This window comes from Embleya sp. NPDC025285, assembly GCF_055558835.1.
The window spans coordinates 15,476-31,196 of sequence record NZ_JBVHLU010000114.1; the positions used below are offsets into that span (position 1 = coordinate 15,476).

The 15,721-nt window shown below is 70.9% G+C and carries 16 protein-coding genes; 4 read left to right on the plus strand and 12 right to left on the minus strand.

Annotation, left to right across the window (positions count from 1 at the left end):
• Positions 1–7: 7 nt before the first annotated feature.
• The 5 genes from ACZ4FV_RS43835 to ACZ4FV_RS43855 all read right to left on the minus strand — a co-directional run bounded on the left by ACZ4FV_RS43835 (position 8) and on the right by ACZ4FV_RS43855 (position 6,079).
• Positions 8–1,348, minus strand: coding sequence for a geranylgeranyl reductase family protein (locus ACZ4FV_RS43835; RefSeq protein ID WP_395864709.1), 1,341 nt, complete (start codon positions 1,346–1,348; stop codon positions 8–10).
• Between the two features lie 159 nt (positions 1,349–1,507).
• The gene (locus tag ACZ4FV_RS43840) at positions 1,508–2,206 is read right to left on the minus strand and encodes a demethylmenaquinone methyltransferase (protein WP_395864109.1); all 699 of its coding nucleotides are present in this window, start codon (positions 2,204–2,206) and stop codon (positions 1,508–1,510) included.
• 447 nt (positions 2,207–2,653) lie between these two features.
• On the minus strand, positions 2,654–3,898 hold the full coding sequence (locus ACZ4FV_RS43845) for an amidohydrolase family protein (protein WP_395864111.1): 1,245 nt from the start codon (positions 3,896–3,898) through the stop codon (positions 2,654–2,656).
• Between the two features lie 23 nt (positions 3,899–3,921).
• Positions 3,922–5,112, minus strand: coding sequence for a cyclic dehypoxanthinyl futalosine synthase (gene mqnC, locus ACZ4FV_RS43850; RefSeq protein ID WP_395864113.1), 1,191 nt, complete (start codon positions 5,110–5,112; stop codon positions 3,922–3,924).
• Between the two features lie 82 nt (positions 5,113–5,194).
• On the minus strand, positions 5,195–6,079 hold the full coding sequence (locus ACZ4FV_RS43855) for a menaquinone biosynthetic enzyme MqnA/MqnD family protein (protein ID WP_395864115.1): 885 nt from the start codon (positions 6,077–6,079) through the stop codon (positions 5,195–5,197).
• A gap of 218 nt (positions 6,080–6,297) precedes the next feature.
• Here ACZ4FV_RS43855 and ACZ4FV_RS43860 point away from each other — a divergent pair, with 218 nt between their 5' ends.
• The gene (locus ACZ4FV_RS43860; RefSeq protein WP_395864117.1) at positions 6,298–7,356 is read left to right on the plus strand and encodes a hypothetical protein; all 1,059 of its coding nucleotides are present in this window, start codon (positions 6,298–6,300) and stop codon (positions 7,354–7,356) included.
• 103 nt (positions 7,357–7,459) lie between these two features.
• On the opposite strand, the gene ACZ4FV_RS43865 is transcribed toward ACZ4FV_RS43860, so the two are convergent.
• Entirely contained in the window at positions 7,460–7,942 is a 483-nt protein-coding gene (locus ACZ4FV_RS43865) for an Asp23/Gls24 family envelope stress response protein (protein ID WP_395864119.1), read from the minus strand.
• A gap of 233 nt (positions 7,943–8,175) precedes the next feature.
• Between ACZ4FV_RS43865 and ACZ4FV_RS43870 the strand changes: the two genes are divergently transcribed.
• The gene (locus ACZ4FV_RS43870) at positions 8,176–8,946 is read left to right on the plus strand and encodes an SDR family NAD(P)-dependent oxidoreductase (protein WP_402240412.1); all 771 of its coding nucleotides are present in this window, start codon (positions 8,176–8,178) and stop codon (positions 8,944–8,946) included.
• Between the two features lie 206 nt (positions 8,947–9,152).
• On the opposite strand, the gene ACZ4FV_RS43875 is transcribed toward ACZ4FV_RS43870, so the two are convergent.
• The 6 genes from ACZ4FV_RS43875 to ACZ4FV_RS43900 all read right to left on the minus strand — a co-directional run bounded on the left by ACZ4FV_RS43875 (position 9,153) and on the right by ACZ4FV_RS43900 (position 13,149).
• A complete protein-coding gene (locus ACZ4FV_RS43875; protein WP_395864122.1) occupies positions 9,153–9,395 on the minus strand; it encodes a chaplin in 243 nt (80 codons plus the stop codon).
• A gap of 291 nt (positions 9,396–9,686) precedes the next feature.
• Positions 9,687–10,007, minus strand: coding sequence for a hypothetical protein (locus ACZ4FV_RS43880; RefSeq protein ID WP_395864124.1), 321 nt, complete (start codon positions 10,005–10,007; stop codon positions 9,687–9,689).
• 55 nt (positions 10,008–10,062) lie between these two features.
• Positions 10,063–10,200: a hypothetical protein gene (locus ACZ4FV_RS43885; RefSeq protein WP_395864126.1), complete on the minus strand. Its 138-nt coding sequence runs from the start codon at positions 10,198–10,200 to the stop codon at positions 10,063–10,065.
• Positions 10,201–10,284: 84 nt separating this feature from the next.
• Positions 10,285–10,914: a helix-turn-helix domain-containing protein gene (locus ACZ4FV_RS43890; protein WP_395864128.1), complete on the minus strand. Its 630-nt coding sequence runs from the start codon at positions 10,912–10,914 to the stop codon at positions 10,285–10,287.
• Between the two features lie 122 nt (positions 10,915–11,036).
• Entirely contained in the window at positions 11,037–11,600 is a 564-nt protein-coding gene (locus ACZ4FV_RS43895) for a GNAT family N-acetyltransferase (RefSeq protein ID WP_465326429.1), read from the minus strand.
• Positions 11,601–11,772: 172 nt separating this feature from the next.
• Positions 11,773–13,149: a cystathionine beta-synthase gene (locus ACZ4FV_RS43900; RefSeq protein WP_395864132.1), complete on the minus strand. Its 1,377-nt coding sequence runs from the start codon at positions 13,147–13,149 to the stop codon at positions 11,773–11,775.
• A gap of 256 nt (positions 13,150–13,405) precedes the next feature.
• Between ACZ4FV_RS43900 and ACZ4FV_RS43905 the strand changes: the two genes are divergently transcribed.
• Both ACZ4FV_RS43905 and ACZ4FV_RS43910 read left to right on the plus strand, forming a co-directional pair.
• A complete protein-coding gene (locus ACZ4FV_RS43905; protein WP_395864134.1) occupies positions 13,406–14,497 on the plus strand; it encodes an SGNH/GDSL hydrolase family protein in 1,092 nt (363 codons plus the stop codon).
• A gap of 157 nt (positions 14,498–14,654) precedes the next feature.
• Positions 14,655–15,721 (plus strand): acetyl-CoA C-acetyltransferase (locus tag ACZ4FV_RS43910; RefSeq protein ID WP_465326432.1); only part of this gene is annotated, 1,067 nt, incomplete at its 3' end.

Here is a 15,721-nt window from a genome sequence, read left to right on the forward strand (position 1 = left end):
ACACGCCTCACGCCGCGGGCGCGATCCGCACCATGCCGTTGATGATCCGGTCCATCGCGTCGCCGCCGCGCGGGTCGGTCAGGTTGGCCAGCATCTTGAGCACGAACTTCATCAGCATCGGGTGCGGCAGACCGTGCTTGGTGGCGAAGTTCATCACCCTCGGGTCGCCGATCAGCTTCACGAACACCCGACCCAGCGTGTAGTAGCCGCCGTAGGTCTGCTTGAGGATGCGCGGGTAGTCGTGCAGCGCGCGCTCGCGTCCCTCGGGGGTGAGCCTGGCCACCGCCTGGGTGATCACCTGGGCCGCGATCTCGCCCGACTCCATCGCGTAGGCGATGCCCTCGCCGTTGAACGGGTTGACCATCCCGCCCGCGTCGCCGACCAGCAACAGGCCCTTGGTGTAGTGCGGTTGACGGTTGAAGCCCATCGGGAGGGCGGCACCGCGGATCGGGCCCTCCTGGTTCTCGTCGGAGTAGCCCCACTCCTCGGGCATGCCCGAGACCCAGCCCTTGAGCAGGTCGCGGTAGTCGATGTCCTTGAACGCGGCCGAGGTGTTCAGCAGGCCCAGGCCCACGTTCGAGGTGCCGTCACCCATGCCGAACACCCAGCCGTAGCCGGGCAGCAGCTTCTCCTGACCGTCGCGGCGGTCCCACAGCTCCAACCACGATTCGAGGTAGTCGTCGTCGCTGCGCGGGGACTTGAAGTAGGTGCGCACCGCGACACCCATCGGTCGGTCCTCGCGGCGGTGCAGGCCCATCGCGAGGGAGAGCCGGGTCGAGTTGCCGTCGGCGGCGACCACGATCGGCGCGCGGAAGACGGTCTCCTCCTTCGAGCCGTTCATCCGCACGTTGACGCCCACGATGCGGCCGGTGCGATCGTCCAGGATCGGGCCGGTGACGTTCGCGCGCTCGTACAGCTTGGCGCCGGCGGACGCCGCCTGGCGGGCCAGGATCTCGTCGAAGTCGGCCCGCTTGCGGACCAGACCGTGCGCGGGATAGCTGGCCAGATCCGGCCAGTCCAGTTCCAGGCGCATGCCGCCGCCGAGGATCCGCAGACCCTTGTTCGGCAGCCAACCGGCCTCGACCGAGGTGTCCACACCCATCGCGATGAGCTGCTTGGTCGCGCGCGGGGTGAGCCCGTCGCCGCAGACCTTCTCCCGGGGGAACTCGGTCTTCTCCAGCAGGATCACGCTGACGCCGGACTTGGCCAGGTGGTACGCCGTGGTCGATCCGGCCGGACCGGCCCCGACCACGATGACGTCGGCCTCATGCGTCGAGTCGGCGCGCTTGGTGGTTGTGACGGGCGCTGCGTCGGTCACGGACGACTCCCCTGGAAGTCTCTGCGGCAGTACCGAAACCGGGACGGTTCCGGCCGGACAAGTCTATGAGGAGCGGGCGGCGGGCCGGCCTGTGGCCACTCGCCGGGCACGGGACCGGCCTGTGGTCCACCCCGCGGGATGCCACGCCGGCCCGCGCTCACCCGCGCGGGCGCGGGACCGACCCGTGGGTCACGCGGACGGCCGGAAGCCCCGATGCAGCGCGACCACACCGCCGGTGAGGTTGCGCCAGGCCGGGTTCACCCACCCGGCCCCGCCGATCAGCGCCGCGAGGCCGGCCTGGTCGGGCCACGCGCGGATCGACTCGGCCAGGTACACGTACGCGTCCGGGTTGCTGCTGACCGCGGTGGCCACCGGCGGCAGCGCGCGCATCAGGTACTCCACGTACACCGTCTCGAACGGACGCCACGTGGGCCGGCTGAACTCGCAGACCACCAGTCGGCCGCCCGGCCGGGTCACCCGCAACATCTCGCGCAGCGCGCCCTGGGTGTCCTCGACGTTGCGCAGGCCGAACGAGATGGTCACCGCGTCGAACGTGGCGTCCTTGAACGGGAGCCTGGTCGCGTCGCCCGCGGTGAAGGGTAGTTCGGGGTGCTTGCGCTTGCCCTCGCGCAGCATGCCCACCGAGAAGTCGCACGGCACCACGTCCGCGCCCGCGTCCCGGAAGGGCAGCGAAGAGGTACCGGTGCCGGCCGCGAGGTCGAGCACGCGCTCGCCCGGCCGGGCGTCCACGGCCCGGGCCACGGCCTTGCGCCAGGACCGGTCCTGGCCCATGGACAACACGGTGTTGGTCAGGTCGTAGCGCGCCGCGACCGCGTCGAACATCGACGCGACTTCACGCGGTTGCTTGTCCAGGGATGCTCGAGTCACCCGGCCATCATCTCGCGCCGGACCGGGCCCTTGTGCCGTGGGGCGGACAACGCACCGGGCGGGCCGCGTGCGATACGCGACCCGCCCGGAATCGATCGTGTCCTGCGTCTGCGTCACCGACGGCCGACGCCACCGCCGACGCCGCGCCGGTTCGCCCCGACGCCGCCACCGACGCGGCCGATCCGGGCGCCGATGCCGACGCCACGGCCGCCGCCGGTGCGTCGACCCCTGCGGCTCGGGGTGACGGCGCGAACGATGGAACGAATGCGGGTACCGACGGACATGATGTGCCTCCTCATCCCGGACGGACAGGGCCCGGGTCGGTAAGTGGCCTTTGCGAATACCGTGTCGTTCTGACCGAGCGCCTGCCCCGGGTCCGTGGGCGTATGCGCGACCATGCCGAAACGATCGTGCGACCTCCGCCGACCGAACGTCCGCCCGGCCCGCTCAGCGCCGATGCACCAGCCGCCCGCCGAGCACCGTGGCCACACACGACCCCGTCCCGTGCGTGACCAGCGCGGCGTACGGATCACCCTCCGTCGGCACGTCGAACACCGCGAGGTCGGCGAGTCCGCCCGGGCGCAGCGTGCCCGCGCCGGCCAGCCCACCCATCGCCGTCGCACCGCCGATCGTGACCGCCTCGACCAGGCGCCGGTCCAGGTCGTCCGCGCGATATCCCTGACGGACCGCCAGTTCCCGGACCGCCGCCGCTTCTTCCCACAGGTCCAGGGACGGCGAGGAGGCGAGCGAGTCGGTGCCCAGCGCGATCGGCGCACCCTCGGCCAGGTAGTCGGCGACCGGCGGCTCACCCGCCGCCAGGATCGCGTTGGAGCGCACGCACAGCGCGACGGCGGTGCCCTGTGCGCGCAGCAGCGCACGATCCTCGCCGGCCAGGTGCACCCCGTGCGCGACGTGTACGTCCGCGCCCAGGCCGGCGAACCCGTCGAGGTAGGCCGCCGGGCCGGCGCCGCTGCCGCCGTCGAGCAGCTCCAGGGCCATCCCGATCGCCCGGTTCATGTCCGCGAACCGGCCGGTGCCGTGTCGGATGAACTCCGCCTCGTGCGCGGTCTCCGCCAGGTGCGGGTGCAGTCGCAGACCGCGCTCGCGCGCGATCGCCACACACTCCTTGAACACCGACGTACCGACCGTGAACGGCGTGTGCGGCGAGACCCCCAACGCGCGCCCGCCACTCGCCCCGTCCAACGTCTCCAGGAAGGCCGCGCGCCGCCCGCCCGTCCACATCGCGTCGTCCGCGATCACCTCGACGTAGCTGATCCCGCGCAGCCCCGACCGCCCCACCGGCACCAACACACAGGGATCGGTGACCACGTCCGCCGCCGCCGTCGTCCCCGACCGCAGCATGTGATGCACCCCGCGCCGCGCGCTCTCCTGCCACATCACCTCGGAGAAGTCGGCCCGCCGCGCGGTCAGCGTGCGAATCCACTCCGGAAACGCCAGCCCGGACAACGCCAGATCCCCGAAGTCGGTGTACTGCAGATGCGCGTGCGCGTTCACCAGCCCCGGCGTGAGCACCCCCCGCCAGACCCGCTCGCGCGCCCCCGCCGACGCCAACTCCCCCCGTGAGCCCACCGCGACGATCCGGCCGTCCTCCACGAGCACGGCCCCGTCGCGGATGGGCTCCGCGTCGACCATCGACAGGACAACGGGCGCGACATGCAAGGTCAACGACATGCGCCCATCATCGCAAGCCGCTTTCAGCGCGCGTCGACGACCTTGAGCAGGGGGCGGGCGGTGCCGCCGTCGAGGGCGGTGGAGGAGAAGTGCGAGACGACCTTGTCGTCGACCGGGTCGTTCGCCGGGTCGTCGTGCACGATCAGGTGGTTGTAGGTGGTGTCGCGCTGGGCGGGGATCCGGCCGGCGGCGCGGATCAGGTGCAGCAGCTCCATCCGGTTGGAGCGGTGCTTGGCGCCGGCGGAGGAGACCACGTTCTCCTCCAGCATCACCGAGCCCAGATCGTCCGCGCCGTAGTGCAGGGTGAGCTGGCCGGCCTCCTTGCCCGTGGTCAACCACGAGCCCTGGATGTGCGCGACGTTGTGCAGGAACAGCCGGGCGACCGCGATCAGGCGCAGGTATTCGAGCAGGGTGGCCTGCGTCTGCCCCTTCAGGTGGTTGTTCTCCGGCTGGTAGGTGTACGGGATGAAGGCCCGGAAGCCGCCTGTGCGGTCCTGCACGTCGCGGATCATCCGCAGGTGCTCGATCCGCTCGGCGTTGGTCTCGCCGGTGCCCATCAGCATCGTCGAGGTCGACTCCACGCCCAGACCGTGCGCGGTCTCCATGATCTCCAGCCAGCGCTCGCCGGACTCCTTGAGCGGCGCGATCGCCTTGCGCGGTCGCTCCGGGAGCAGTTCCGCGCCGGCGCCCGCGAACGAGTCCAGGCCCGCGGCGTGGATCCGGGTGATGGCCTCCTCGATGCCCACCCCGGAGACCTTGGCCATGTGCGCGACCTCGGACGCGCCGAGCGAGTGGATCACCAGTTGCGGGAACTCGGCCTTGATCGCGGCGAACGAGCGCTCGTAGTACTCGACGCCGAAGTCCGGGTGGTGCCCGCCCTGGAACATGATCTGGGTGCCGCCGAGTTCGACCGTCTCCGCGCACCGGCGCAGGATGTCGTCGATCTCGCGGACCCAGCCCTTCTCGCTCTTGGGCGGGGCGTAGAACGCGCAGAACTTGCACGCGGTGACGCACACGTTCGTGTAGTTGATGTTGCGCTCGATGATGTACGTCGCGATGTCGACGGTGTCCGCGTAGCGCAGGCGCCGCGCGGCGTCGGCTGCCCGGCCGAGCGCGTGCAGCGGCGCGTGGACGTACAGGGCGAGTGCCTCGTCGGGCGTGATCCGCCCACCGGTGGCGGCCCGGTCCAGGACCGGCTGGAGATCGCTGCTCACGGGGAAGCCTCCGCATGGAACGAATACGAGTGGAACGAATGCCAGTGGAACAAAAGCTCGTGAACGAGCCTATCCGGCCCGCTCACGGCGTCGGCGGGGCGTCGAGCAGGGTCACCCGCACATCGGCCGGATACCCGGTGTCGTGCGCGGTTCGGCGGGCGAACTCGGCCATCCCCGCCAGGTGGCGCTCGCCGAGCGAGTAGTCCAGCGCCTCGGTGTAATAGCGCTCCAGGGTGGCCGCGTCGAACGCCTCCCACCGGGCCACGTGCTCGCAGACCTTGTCCACCTCCTGCATGCACAGGTCGCGGGACTCCAGGAAGGCGCGGTGCACCGCGTGCACCTCGGCCGGATGCGCGGCGAGGAACTCCCGGCGGGCGGCCCACACCGCGAACACGAACGGCAGTCCGGTCCATTCCTTCCACTCGTACGCGAGGTCGTAGACCAGCAGGCCCAGTCGCGGCGCGTCGTACAGCGTCGCGCGCAGCGCGACGTCGCCGATCACCACCGCGGCGTCCGCCTCCTGCATCATCAGGCCGAGGTCGGGCGCCGAGGTGAAGAACTTCGGCCGTACGCCGTACTTCTCCTCCAGCAGCAGCCGGGCCAGCCGGACCCCGGTCCGGCTCTGCGAACCGAGCGCGACCCGCGCCCCGTCCAACTGCTCCACCGGCACCTGGCTGACCAGCATGACCGACATCACCGGTCCGTCGGCGGCCACCGCGATGTCCGGGAGCACCACCAGGTCGTCCGCGTGGCGCAGGAACTCGACCACGCTGATCGGAGCGATGTCGAGGTCGCCGCGCACGAGGGCGTCGTTGAGGTTGTCCGGGGTGTCCTTGGTGAGGTCCAAGTCCACCAACGAGCCCGTACGGGCCAGACCCCAGTAGATGGGCAGGCAGTTGAGGTACTGGATATGGCCTACCCGGGGTCGCCGGCGGCCCGCTTGCGGCGCGTTGTCCACAGTGTCCATCCGAGCAGGTTATGCCCGGGTGCGCGGATCGCCGGTACCGACCCGGACCGTCGCACCGGGACGCTCCCGCGTCGTCGAACACTCCCGTGCCGCCGCCCGCCCGTGTCACCGAACAGGCACAACACCGGGCGGGTGGCAGTGGCAGCGGCGCGTGGGTGAGATTCTCGAAAGCCGGGCCGATTCCACGGCGGTCCGACCACGACGACGGAGGAAGCGCGATGCACTCGTCCCCGGGCTCGTATCCGGGCCAGGGTGGCGGCTACCCGCCCCCGCCCCCGCCCTACGCGGCCACGCCCGCCCCACCGCCGCCGTACGATCCGGGCGGTCCGTACCAACCCGGTGGACCCGGCGGCGGTGGCGGCCCCCACGGCCCGCCGTCCCGGCAGCCCTCGCGGCCCGCGTACGGCGCGCTGCGCGGCACCGTCGCCGGGCTCAGCCTGGTGCTGGCGGTGCTGCTGACGATCCCGGCGCTGTCCGCGCTGTGGCTGCGCTGGGAGGTGGTCTCCGAGCAGGGGTTCACCGACAACGCGGTGGCGCTGATCGACGAGTCGGCGATCCGCACCGAGGTCGCCCGGCTGATGACCGACGAGGTGATGAAGCAGCTCCCGTCGAACGTGCGCAGCCAGGTTCCGCGCGGTGTGGTGCAAACCGCGGTGACCGAGGAGATCGGCAAGCCCGCGTTCAAGGCGATCTGGAAGGACGGCATCGCCACCGCGCACGACGTCGTGATGTCCTCCCTGCTGGGCCGGGACAGCAAGAACGTCACCTCCGACGGCGACAAGGTCGTGGTCAACCTCAAGAGCCCGCTCGACGCGATCGTCGCGCAGCTCAACAAGTCCGGCATCCCGGTGTCGAAGGCTGGTCTGCCGACCACCATCCCGATCGACCTGGCCGAACTGCCGCACGCGTCCGAGGCCGAGCAGAGCCGGGACGCGCTCCAGGCCGTGGACGACGCGGGCAAGTGGCTGCCGATCCTGGCCCTGGTACTGCTGGTGGTCGGCCTGGTGGTCGCGGTGAACCGGTTCCGCGCGCTGGTGATGACCGGCGTCGGCCTGTTGGTCACCAGCGGCCTGCTGTTGATCCTGGTCTCCGCCGCGAGCAGTCCGGTCGCGGACGAGCTGGCCACCCGGAACACCTTGAACCGGGACGGCATCGAGGCGATCTACACCGTGTTCACCGACTCGCTGACCACGATGGCGTGGTCGGTGCTCGCGGCCTCGATCGTGGCGATCGTGGTGGGCGCGGTCGGGCTGGGCATGCGCGGCCGGCGGCGCTGACCGCGCGACGCGAACACGGGGAAAGGGCGGGCCCGGTGCGATCCGGGCCCGCCCTTTCCCTGTGCGTCGGGGCGACACGGCCCAAGGGCCGCGCGCCCGGGACTCAGGCCAGGTTGCGCGAGGACGTGTCGTCGTCGTCCTGCTCGATGTGGATGTCGTCCACGGAGATGTCCACCTCGACCACTTCGAGGCCGGTCATCCGCTCGATCGACTCGATCACGTGCTCGCGCACCGCCGCCGCGACCTCGGCGATCGGCGCGCCGTACTCGACGATCAGGCTCAGGTCGACCGCGCACTGCTTCTCGCCGACCTCCACACTGACCCCGCGCGCGACGTCGGGACGACCGCCGGGTACCGCCTTGCGCATCGCGGCGAACGCCCGCGAGACGCCGCTGCCGAGCGCGTACACCCCCGGGATCTCGCGCGCCGCCAAGCCGGCGACCTTGGCCACCACCCCGTCCGCGATCGAGGTCCGACCCCGATCCGTGGCCAGCGCGGTCACCTCGGTCAGGTGTCCGGAGCCGGTCTGTGACCGCTCCGGGCGGGCCTGGGTCTTCTCCGGTGTGCGGGCGGGTGAGTCTGCCATGACTGGAACCTCGTCTTTCGCCGCTTCGTGAGGGGTGGGGGCTCCCCTTCACATGAGGTCTGACCCCTTCCCGATCGGTTCGTCACGCAATCCGGACGAATTAATCCGATCGGCCGCACGGCTGCGGTGGAACATGTCTCATTTCACGTACCGCCAACCGTTCAGGAGGCTTGATCCCGCTGTACGAACAGCTTGTGATGGGACCCGTACACCCCGTCCAAGGAGGAAACACTGTGGAGCGGTTCCAGGATCGGCGCATCATCGTCACCGGTGGCGGCTCGGGCATCGGCCAGGCCACGGTGCTGCGGCTGCTGAGCGAGGCGGGCACGGTACACGCGGCGGACGTCAACGCCGACGGGCTGGAGAAGACCCGCGCGATGGCGGCGGAGAAGGGCCTGGAGGCCCGGCTGAGCACGAGCGTGCTGGACGTGTCGGACGAGGACGCGGTCGGCGCCGGAGTAGCCGAGATCGTCGAGCGCCTGGGCGGCCTGGACGTGCTGGTGAACGCGGCGGGGATCCTGCGCGCGGGACACACCCACACGTTCCCCCTCGAAAAGTGGAACCGGATCATCACCGTCAACCTGACGGGCACCTTCCTGATGACCCGCGCCGCACTGCCCCCGCTCCTGGAAACCGGAAACGGCGTGATCATCAACTTCAGCTCGACCTCGGCGAGCTTCGCCCATCCCTACATGGCGGCGTACGCGGCCAGCAAAGGCGCGATCGACGCCTTCACCCACGCGATCGCCCTCGAATACAGCCGTCAGGGCCTGCGCGCGGTCAACGTCGCCCCCGGCAGCATCTCCAGCGGCATAGTCGACGACACCCCGAACCAGGTCCCCGACGACGCCGACTGGGAACTCTTCGCCAAACTGATGCCCATCATCGGCGAAGGCATGGCCTCCCCCGACGTCATAGCCGGCATGATCGCCGCCCTGGCCTCCGACGACGGCAAATTCGTCACCGGCACGTCCCTCCGCATCGACGGCGGCACCCACGCCTGACCCCAAACCCACCCTCACCACCGGCCGGGCCCCACCGGCCCGGCCGGCACTTGAGGCCAATCAGCCCCACCGGCGCTTGAGGCGAACCAGCCCCGCCGGCGTTTGAGGCGAACCAGCCCGGCCGGCGCTTGAGGCCAACCCAAAAGCCAGAGGGCGCCGTCCCGGGACCGGTTGCCCCGTACAGCGCCCACCGAAGGTGCGAATGTTCAGCCGTGGTTGATGCAAACGTTCCCGAACGCCGGGTTCAGCACCCCGACCAGGTTGACACTGTTGCCACACAGGTTGACCGGAACGTGCACCGGCACCTGGATGTTGTTGCCCGACGCGACACCCGGCGAGCCGACCGCAGCACCATCCGCCTCGGAGCCGGCGTGGGCCGCACCCATACCCGCGGCGAGAATGCCGCCGGCGGCGACGGTGATGAAGGCCGCCTTCTTGACCGTGTTCATACTTCCTCCATGTCACAGTGCCGCACGAACGGATGCGGCACGTGGGACAACGAAGGCCGCGACGATGGGCAACGCCCCGCCGTCCGGTTGGCCGCCGATTCACCCCTACGTGGACGAATGCCTCCGCCGTACGCCGGCGCCGGGCGCGGGCGCACCACCGCACCACCGCAACGGTCGGCGCCCCGCGGAGCGGACGCTTCGCGGGGCGCGGGGGGACGATCGGATCTGCGTACGGTCTGCGGGCATCGTGGCCGCGCCCGGGCGGCGGCGAGGCCCCGAGTCGATGGGACGTCAGGCGTCCTCGTCGTCCTCGTCGTCGTCCTCGGGCAGGTACTCGGCACCCTCGGACTGCCAGCCGGCCTCGCTCAGTTCGGTACCGGCGATGTCCTCGACGAGGCTGAACGGGTCGATCAGGTACGAGACGGACTCGGCCAGGTCGCTCTCGATCGCGGCGGTCGCGTCGGCCCGGTCGCCGGGCGACAGCTCCTCGTCCGCCTTGACGCTGTCCAGCGCCGCGGCACGCAGCGCGTCGGCGTCGGTGACCTCAAGCACGATTTCGAGGTTGAGCCGGATGTAGCGGGTCGTGGAGTCGGAGGAAGTCGCGTTGTCCATGAGCGCGAGCCTACGGGCCCGCGCCCGGCCGTCGGCGCGAGGACGCGCCGCACACTCAGCGGTGGCCGTAGGTCACCGCGGTGAACATCAGCGCACCGAACACCACGGAGAATCCCAGGATGTAGATCGCGATCCGGATCCACATCCCGGCCGCCCGGCTCTTCTCACTCTCCATCACGAACTCCTCGGACATGGGCGCGCTCGGTCATCGAGCTCGGACAGCGGTCGCACATCGTCAAGTACTCGGACACGCGCGCCACGCACCCACGCGCGCCGCTCACACATGCGCCGGCAGACACGGCGAGAACGCCACCAACGCGGGCGCCGCGTGGACCATCAGGAACTCGACCGACAGATACGCGTCGGCCGACTCCATCCGATGCGCGAGCCCGGAATCGAAGTGCGCCACATCGCCGGGCGCGAGCAGGTGGGTGGCCCCGTCCAGGGTCAACCGGAGCTGGCCGCTGAGCACGTACAGCCATTCCTCGCCCGGATGCACCCGCGCCGGCCCGTCCGCGCGCCCCGCCGGCACCCGCACCCGCAGTGCCTGCATGCCGCGCCGCGGGCTGCCCACGCGCCAATAGGTCCAGCCGTGCGCCTCGACCGGTTCGGCCGCGCGGGCCCGGACCACCGGCTCGGCCGAGGCGCTGTCCTCGCCGAGCAGTTCGGAGACCGTGGTGTTGTAGGCCCGGGCCAGGGTCAACAAAGCGGGCAGCGACGGCTGTCGGCGCTCGTGTTCGAGCCGGGAGAGATAGGCGACGGAGAGCCTGGTCAGCCGCGCGGCCTCGTCGAGCTTGAAGCCGTTCGCCCGACGGGCCGCGCGCAACCGCTCACCGAGGCCGGTCGGTACCGCCTCGGCGGATGCCGGGTCCGGCTCGTCCATGTCGTAGCTTGGGGTGGCGACCATGCTTCGAGGCTAGGCAGGCGCTGACCAATGAGGCAATTAACTTGCCTGAGAGGCAATTTTCTCCGGCCCACCAAGCCCCGAATCAGGCAAAGCGGCGGAAATCCCACCGCTCGCCGATCGCGTCAGGCGCAGCGGTCCGAAGCGAGCACCCCCGGCGGCACGTCGGCCGCCACGAGCACCACACCGTCCTCGTAGCCGCGCCGGCTGACCAGCCCGGCCCGATCGAACAGGGCGAGCATCCGCCGATTCCACGGCAACACGTGCGCGCGCACCTCGCGCACCCCACGCACGGCCGCGTGCTCGACCAGCGAGCACAACAGCGCGGTACCGAGCCCGTGCCGCTGCCACCCGTCCTCGACCAGCAACGCCACTTCGGCCACCGGCTCGGGCGCCGGGTGGAAGAGGGTGGCCAACGCCCCGATCGCACCGTCGGGCGCGACCGCCACCAGACTCACCCCGTGCTCCGGCACCAGCAGCCGACCCAGCGCGCTCTCCGGCAACCGGGGCGCCGACGTGAAGTAGCGCAATCGACGGGTCTCCGGGGAGCAGCGCTCGTGCATCGCGCGCACCTGCGCGGCGTCCTCCGCACGGGCCTGCCGCACCCGTACGTGCGACGGCCACTCGCCCGCGCCGACCTCGCTCACCGTGGTGAGCCGGGCCCGACCCCGCACCGAAATCGCCGTCATGTCCCTACCGCCTCTCGCCACCGGAGCGGTCCCCTCGTGGTCCGTTCCCCGTCGAACCCCACGGTGTCGAGGCGGTGTTACACATCGACTACGTGTGCGTGTCCGGAGCGAACCGATCCGATGACGTCGCCGCCCCGGTGGCGAAACACGGCGGCCTGCGCCGTGAGCGGGACTAGCCCGCCAGGTGGCCGAGCAGGTCCTGCCGGGTGACCACACCCTGCGGCTTGCCGTGCACCAGCACCAGCGCCGCGTCGGCCTGCTCCAGCACCCGTGCGAGCCGCGCGATCGGCTCGCCGGAGCCGACCACCGGCAGCGGCGCCGACATGAACTTCTCCAGCGGGTCGCCCGTGGCGGCCCGACCGGACACCAGAGCGTCCAGCAGGTCGCGCTCGGCGATCGAGCCGACCACCTCGGCGGCCATCACGTCCGGGTGACCGGCGCCCGGCTTGACCACCGGCATCTGGCTGACCCCGAACTCGCGCAGGATCGCGATCGAGTCGCCGACGCTTTCCTCCGGATGCACGTGCACCAACGCGGGCAGGTCGCCCTGCTTGCGGGCCAGGATGTCGGCCACGGTGGCCTCGTTGGGGTCCGCGTCCAGGAAGCCGTAGTCGGCCATCCACTCGTCGTTGAAGATCTTGCTGAGGTAGCCGCGCCCGGAGTCCGGCAGCAGCACCACGACCACGTCGTCCGGCCCGAGCCGCTCGGCCGCGCGCAGCGCCGCGACCACCGCCATCCCGCACGAGCCGCCGACCAGCAGGCCCTCCTCGCGGGCGAGCCGACGCGTCATCAGGAACGAGTCCCGGTCGGACACCGCGATGATCTCGTCCGGCACCGCGCTGTCGTACGCGGTCGGCCAGAAGTCCTCACCGACGCCCTCGACCAGGTACGGCCGGCCGGAGCCGCCCGAGTACACCGAGCCCTCCGGGTCGGCGCCGACCACCCGCACGCCGCCGTTCGAGACCTCCTTGAGGAAGCGCCCGGTCCCCGAGATGGTGCCGCCGGTGCCGACGCCGGCCACGAAGCAGGTGATCCGACCGTCGGTCTGTTCCCACAGTTCGGGACCCGTGGAGAGGTAGTGCGACTCCGGGTTCTGCGGGTTGGAGTACTGGTCGGGCTTCCACGCGCCGGGCGTCTCGCGCACCAGTCGGTCCGAGACGTTGTAGTAGGAGTCGGGGTGCTCGGGGTCGACCGCCGTCGGGCAGACCACCACCTCGGCCCCGTAGGCGCGCATGACGTTGATCTTGTCCATGCTGACCTTGTCCGGGCAGACGAACACGCACTTGTATCCGCGCCGCTGCGCGACCATCGCCAGCCCGACCCCGGTGTTGCCGGAAGTGGGTTCGACGATCGTGCCGCCGGGACGCAGCGCGCCCGACTGTTCGGCCGCGTCGATCATCCGCACGGCGATCCGGTCCTTGACCGAACCACCGGGGTTGAAGTACTCGACCTTCGCCAGCACCGTCGCCGACAGCCCCGAGGTAACGGAGTTGAGCTTGACGAGGGGGGTGTCCCCGATCAGGTCGAGCATGGATTCGTGGTACCGCACGGAACCTCCGCCATGAGTGCGCATCAGCCGGGGCCGGATGGCCCAAAATCCTCACATTGCGCTAACTTCTCCCAGCCTAGTCGCCGCCATCGCGCCGGACGCGACACAGCGCACACGGCCCGCGCCCACGCCGCGCGCCCCACCGCGCCCCCTGCCGGCCGTCCACACACCTGACGGTCGGTTAGGGTCGGCTTGGAGTGCGCGACGGGGAGGAGCCCGAGGTCTTGTACACGACGGCCGGTCACGGGGTCCGACGATGATGCGTACGCGCATGGCCCGCCGGGTGGCCGCCGCGGCGGCCTTCGGCGGTGGCGGTGTGGGCGTGCTGACCGGGGCGATGTTCGCGGTGCTGTACACCGAGGCGAAGATGGCCCGCCGCACCGTGGGCGAACCCGACGGCGAACCGCCGACCGCCGACGGGATGTACGGCGATCTCCCGGGCGAACCGATCACGTTCGCGGTGATCGGCGACTCCACCGCCGCCGGTCTCGGCGTCGAGAATCCGATGCAGACCCCCGGCGCCTTGCTCGCCTCCGGCTTGGCGGCGGTCGCCGAAGTGCCGGTACGGCTGGTCAACGTCGCGCTGTCCGGCGCCCAGTCCTCTGATCTGGAGCGTCAGGTCACCCTCGCGCTCCGGCACGAGCTCGACGTCGCGATGATCATGATCGGCGCGAACGACGTCACCCATCGGATGCGCCCGGCGGAGTCGGTGCGCCACCTGGAACAGGCCACCCGTCGGCTGATCGCCTCCGGCGTCGAGGTGGTCGTGGCCACGTGTCCCGACCTGGGCACGATCGAGCCGATCGCGCAGCCGCTGCGCTATCTGGCCCGGCAGTGGAGCCGCAATCTGGCCGCCGCGCAGACCATCGCCGTGGTCGAGGCGGGCGGGCGTACCGTCTCGCTCGGCTCGCTGCTGGGTCCCGAGTTCCTGGCCCGGCCCAAGGTGATGTTCGGCCCGGACCGCTTCCATCCCTCGGTGGAGGGTTACGCGACCGCCGCGATGGCTTCGTTGCCCTCGTTGTGCGCCGCGTTGGACCTGTGGCCGCTGGACGAGGTGAGCCCGGACAGCTTCCGCGGCGAGGGTGTGCTGCCGATCGCGCAGGCCGCGATCGAGGCCGCCGCCGAGGGCGGCACCGAGGTGACCGGCACCGACGTCGGCGGTCGCGAACGCGGCCCGCGCGGCCGGTGGGCGCTGCTGCGGCATCGGCGTCGCCGGCAGATCCCCACCCCCGCGACGGTGGACCCGGAGGCCGAGCCCGAGGCCGCCGCCGAGGGCGATTCCGAAATCGCACCGACTGCGCCGACCCCCTTCGAGGATGCCCGGGGTAATCTGACCGAAGAAATCTGACTGGTCGTCAGTTATGGCGTGGGGCAGGTCGCACGATCCGCCCCTCCCACTTTTGACTACCAGGCAGTAACTTCAAGCGTCAGTTGCGCTTCCGTGACGACGAGAGTCCCTGCCGGGTCCTCGTACCGACGGCCGCGAAGACCACCAAGGAGTCCCGATGCCCGAAGCAGTCATCGTCGCCACCGCCCGCTCCCCCATCGGTCGCGCCTTCAAGGGTTCCCTGAAGGACCTGCGGTCGGACGACCTGACCGCGCTCATGGTCCGCGCCGCCCTGGACAAGGTCCCGGCGCTGGACCCCAAGGACATCGACGACCTGATGCTGGGCTGCGGCCTGCCCGGTGGCGAGCAGGGCTTCAACATGGGTCGCAACGTCGCGGTCATGCTCGGCTACGACCACCTGCCCGGAACCACCATCACCCGCTACTGCTCCTCGTCGCTGCAGACCACCCGGATGGCGATGCACGCGATCCGCGCGGGCGAGGGCGACGCGTACATCTCGGCCGGCGTCGAGATGGTCACCAGCACCCGGGGCAAGGGCAGCAGCGACTCGATCCCGGACACCAGGAACCCGCTCTTCGCCGGGGCCGCGACCCGCACCACCGAGGCCGTGGAGAAGGGCTCGACCTGGGCCGACCCGCGCGAGCAGGGCCTGCTCCCGGACGTGTACATCGGGATGGGCTTCACCGCCGAGAACCTGGCCCAGCACAAGGGCATCTCCCGGGCCGAGCAGGACGAGTTCGCGGTGCGCTCGCAGAACCGCACCGAGCAGGCGATCGCCGACGGCTTCTGGGCCAAGGACATCACCCCGGTCACGCTCGCCGACGGCACCGTGGTGGCCAAGGACGACGGCCCGCGCGCGGGCACCACGCTGGAGGGCATCTCCGGGCTCAAGCCGGTCTTCCGTCCGGACGGCACGGTCACCGCGGGCAACGCGTGCCCGCTCAACGACGGCGCCGCCGCGGTCATCGTGATGTCCGACACCAAGGCGCGCGAGTTGGGCCTGACCCCGCTCGCCCGGATAGTCTCCACCGCCGTGTCCGGCCTGTCCCCCGAGATCATGGGCTACGGCCCGGTCGAGGCGTCCCGGATCGCGATGGCCCGGGCCGGCCTGACCTCGGCCGACATCGACCTGGTGGAGATCAACGAGGCGTTCGCCGCACAGGTCATCCCCTCCTACCGCGACCTGGGCTTCGACGTGGACAAGGTCAACGTCAACGGCGGCGC

What these genes read in the sequence shown, in the direction of transcription:
- ACZ4FV_RS43875 (WP_395864122.1), bottom strand. Translation starts at nt 9,395, where the DNA reads ATGAACACGGTCAAGAAGGCGGCCTTCATCACCGTCGCCGCCGGCGGC.
- ACZ4FV_RS43890 (WP_395864128.1), bottom strand. Translation starts at nt 10,914, where the DNA reads ATGGTCGCCACCCCAAGCTACGACATGGACGAGCCGGACCCGGCATCC.
- ACZ4FV_RS43880 (WP_395864124.1), bottom strand. Translation starts at nt 10,007, where the DNA reads ATGGACAACGCGACTTCCTCCGACTCCACGACCCGCTACATCCGGCTC.
- ACZ4FV_RS43885 (WP_395864126.1), bottom strand. Translation starts at nt 10,200, where the DNA reads ATGTCCGAGGAGTTCGTGATGGAGAGTGAGAAGAGCCGGGCGGCCGGG.
- ACZ4FV_RS43895 (WP_465326429.1), bottom strand. Translation starts at nt 11,600, where the DNA reads ATGACGGCGATTTCGGTGCGGGGTCGGGCCCGGCTCACCACGGTGAGC.
- ACZ4FV_RS43905 (WP_395864134.1), top strand. Translation starts at nt 13,406, where the DNA reads ATGATGCGTACGCGCATGGCCCGCCGGGTGGCCGCCGCGGCGGCCTTC.
- ACZ4FV_RS43860 (WP_395864117.1), top strand. Translation starts at nt 6,298, where the DNA reads ATGCACTCGTCCCCGGGCTCGTATCCGGGCCAGGGTGGCGGCTACCCG.
- ACZ4FV_RS43855 (WP_395864115.1), bottom strand. Translation starts at nt 6,079, where the DNA reads ATGGACACTGTGGACAACGCGCCGCAAGCGGGCCGCCGGCGACCCCGG.
- ACZ4FV_RS43845 (WP_395864111.1), bottom strand. Translation starts at nt 3,898, where the DNA reads ATGTCGTTGACCTTGCATGTCGCGCCCGTTGTCCTGTCGATGGTCGAC.
- ACZ4FV_RS43865 (WP_395864119.1), bottom strand. Translation starts at nt 7,942, where the DNA reads ATGGCAGACTCACCCGCCCGCACACCGGAGAAGACCCAGGCCCGCCCG.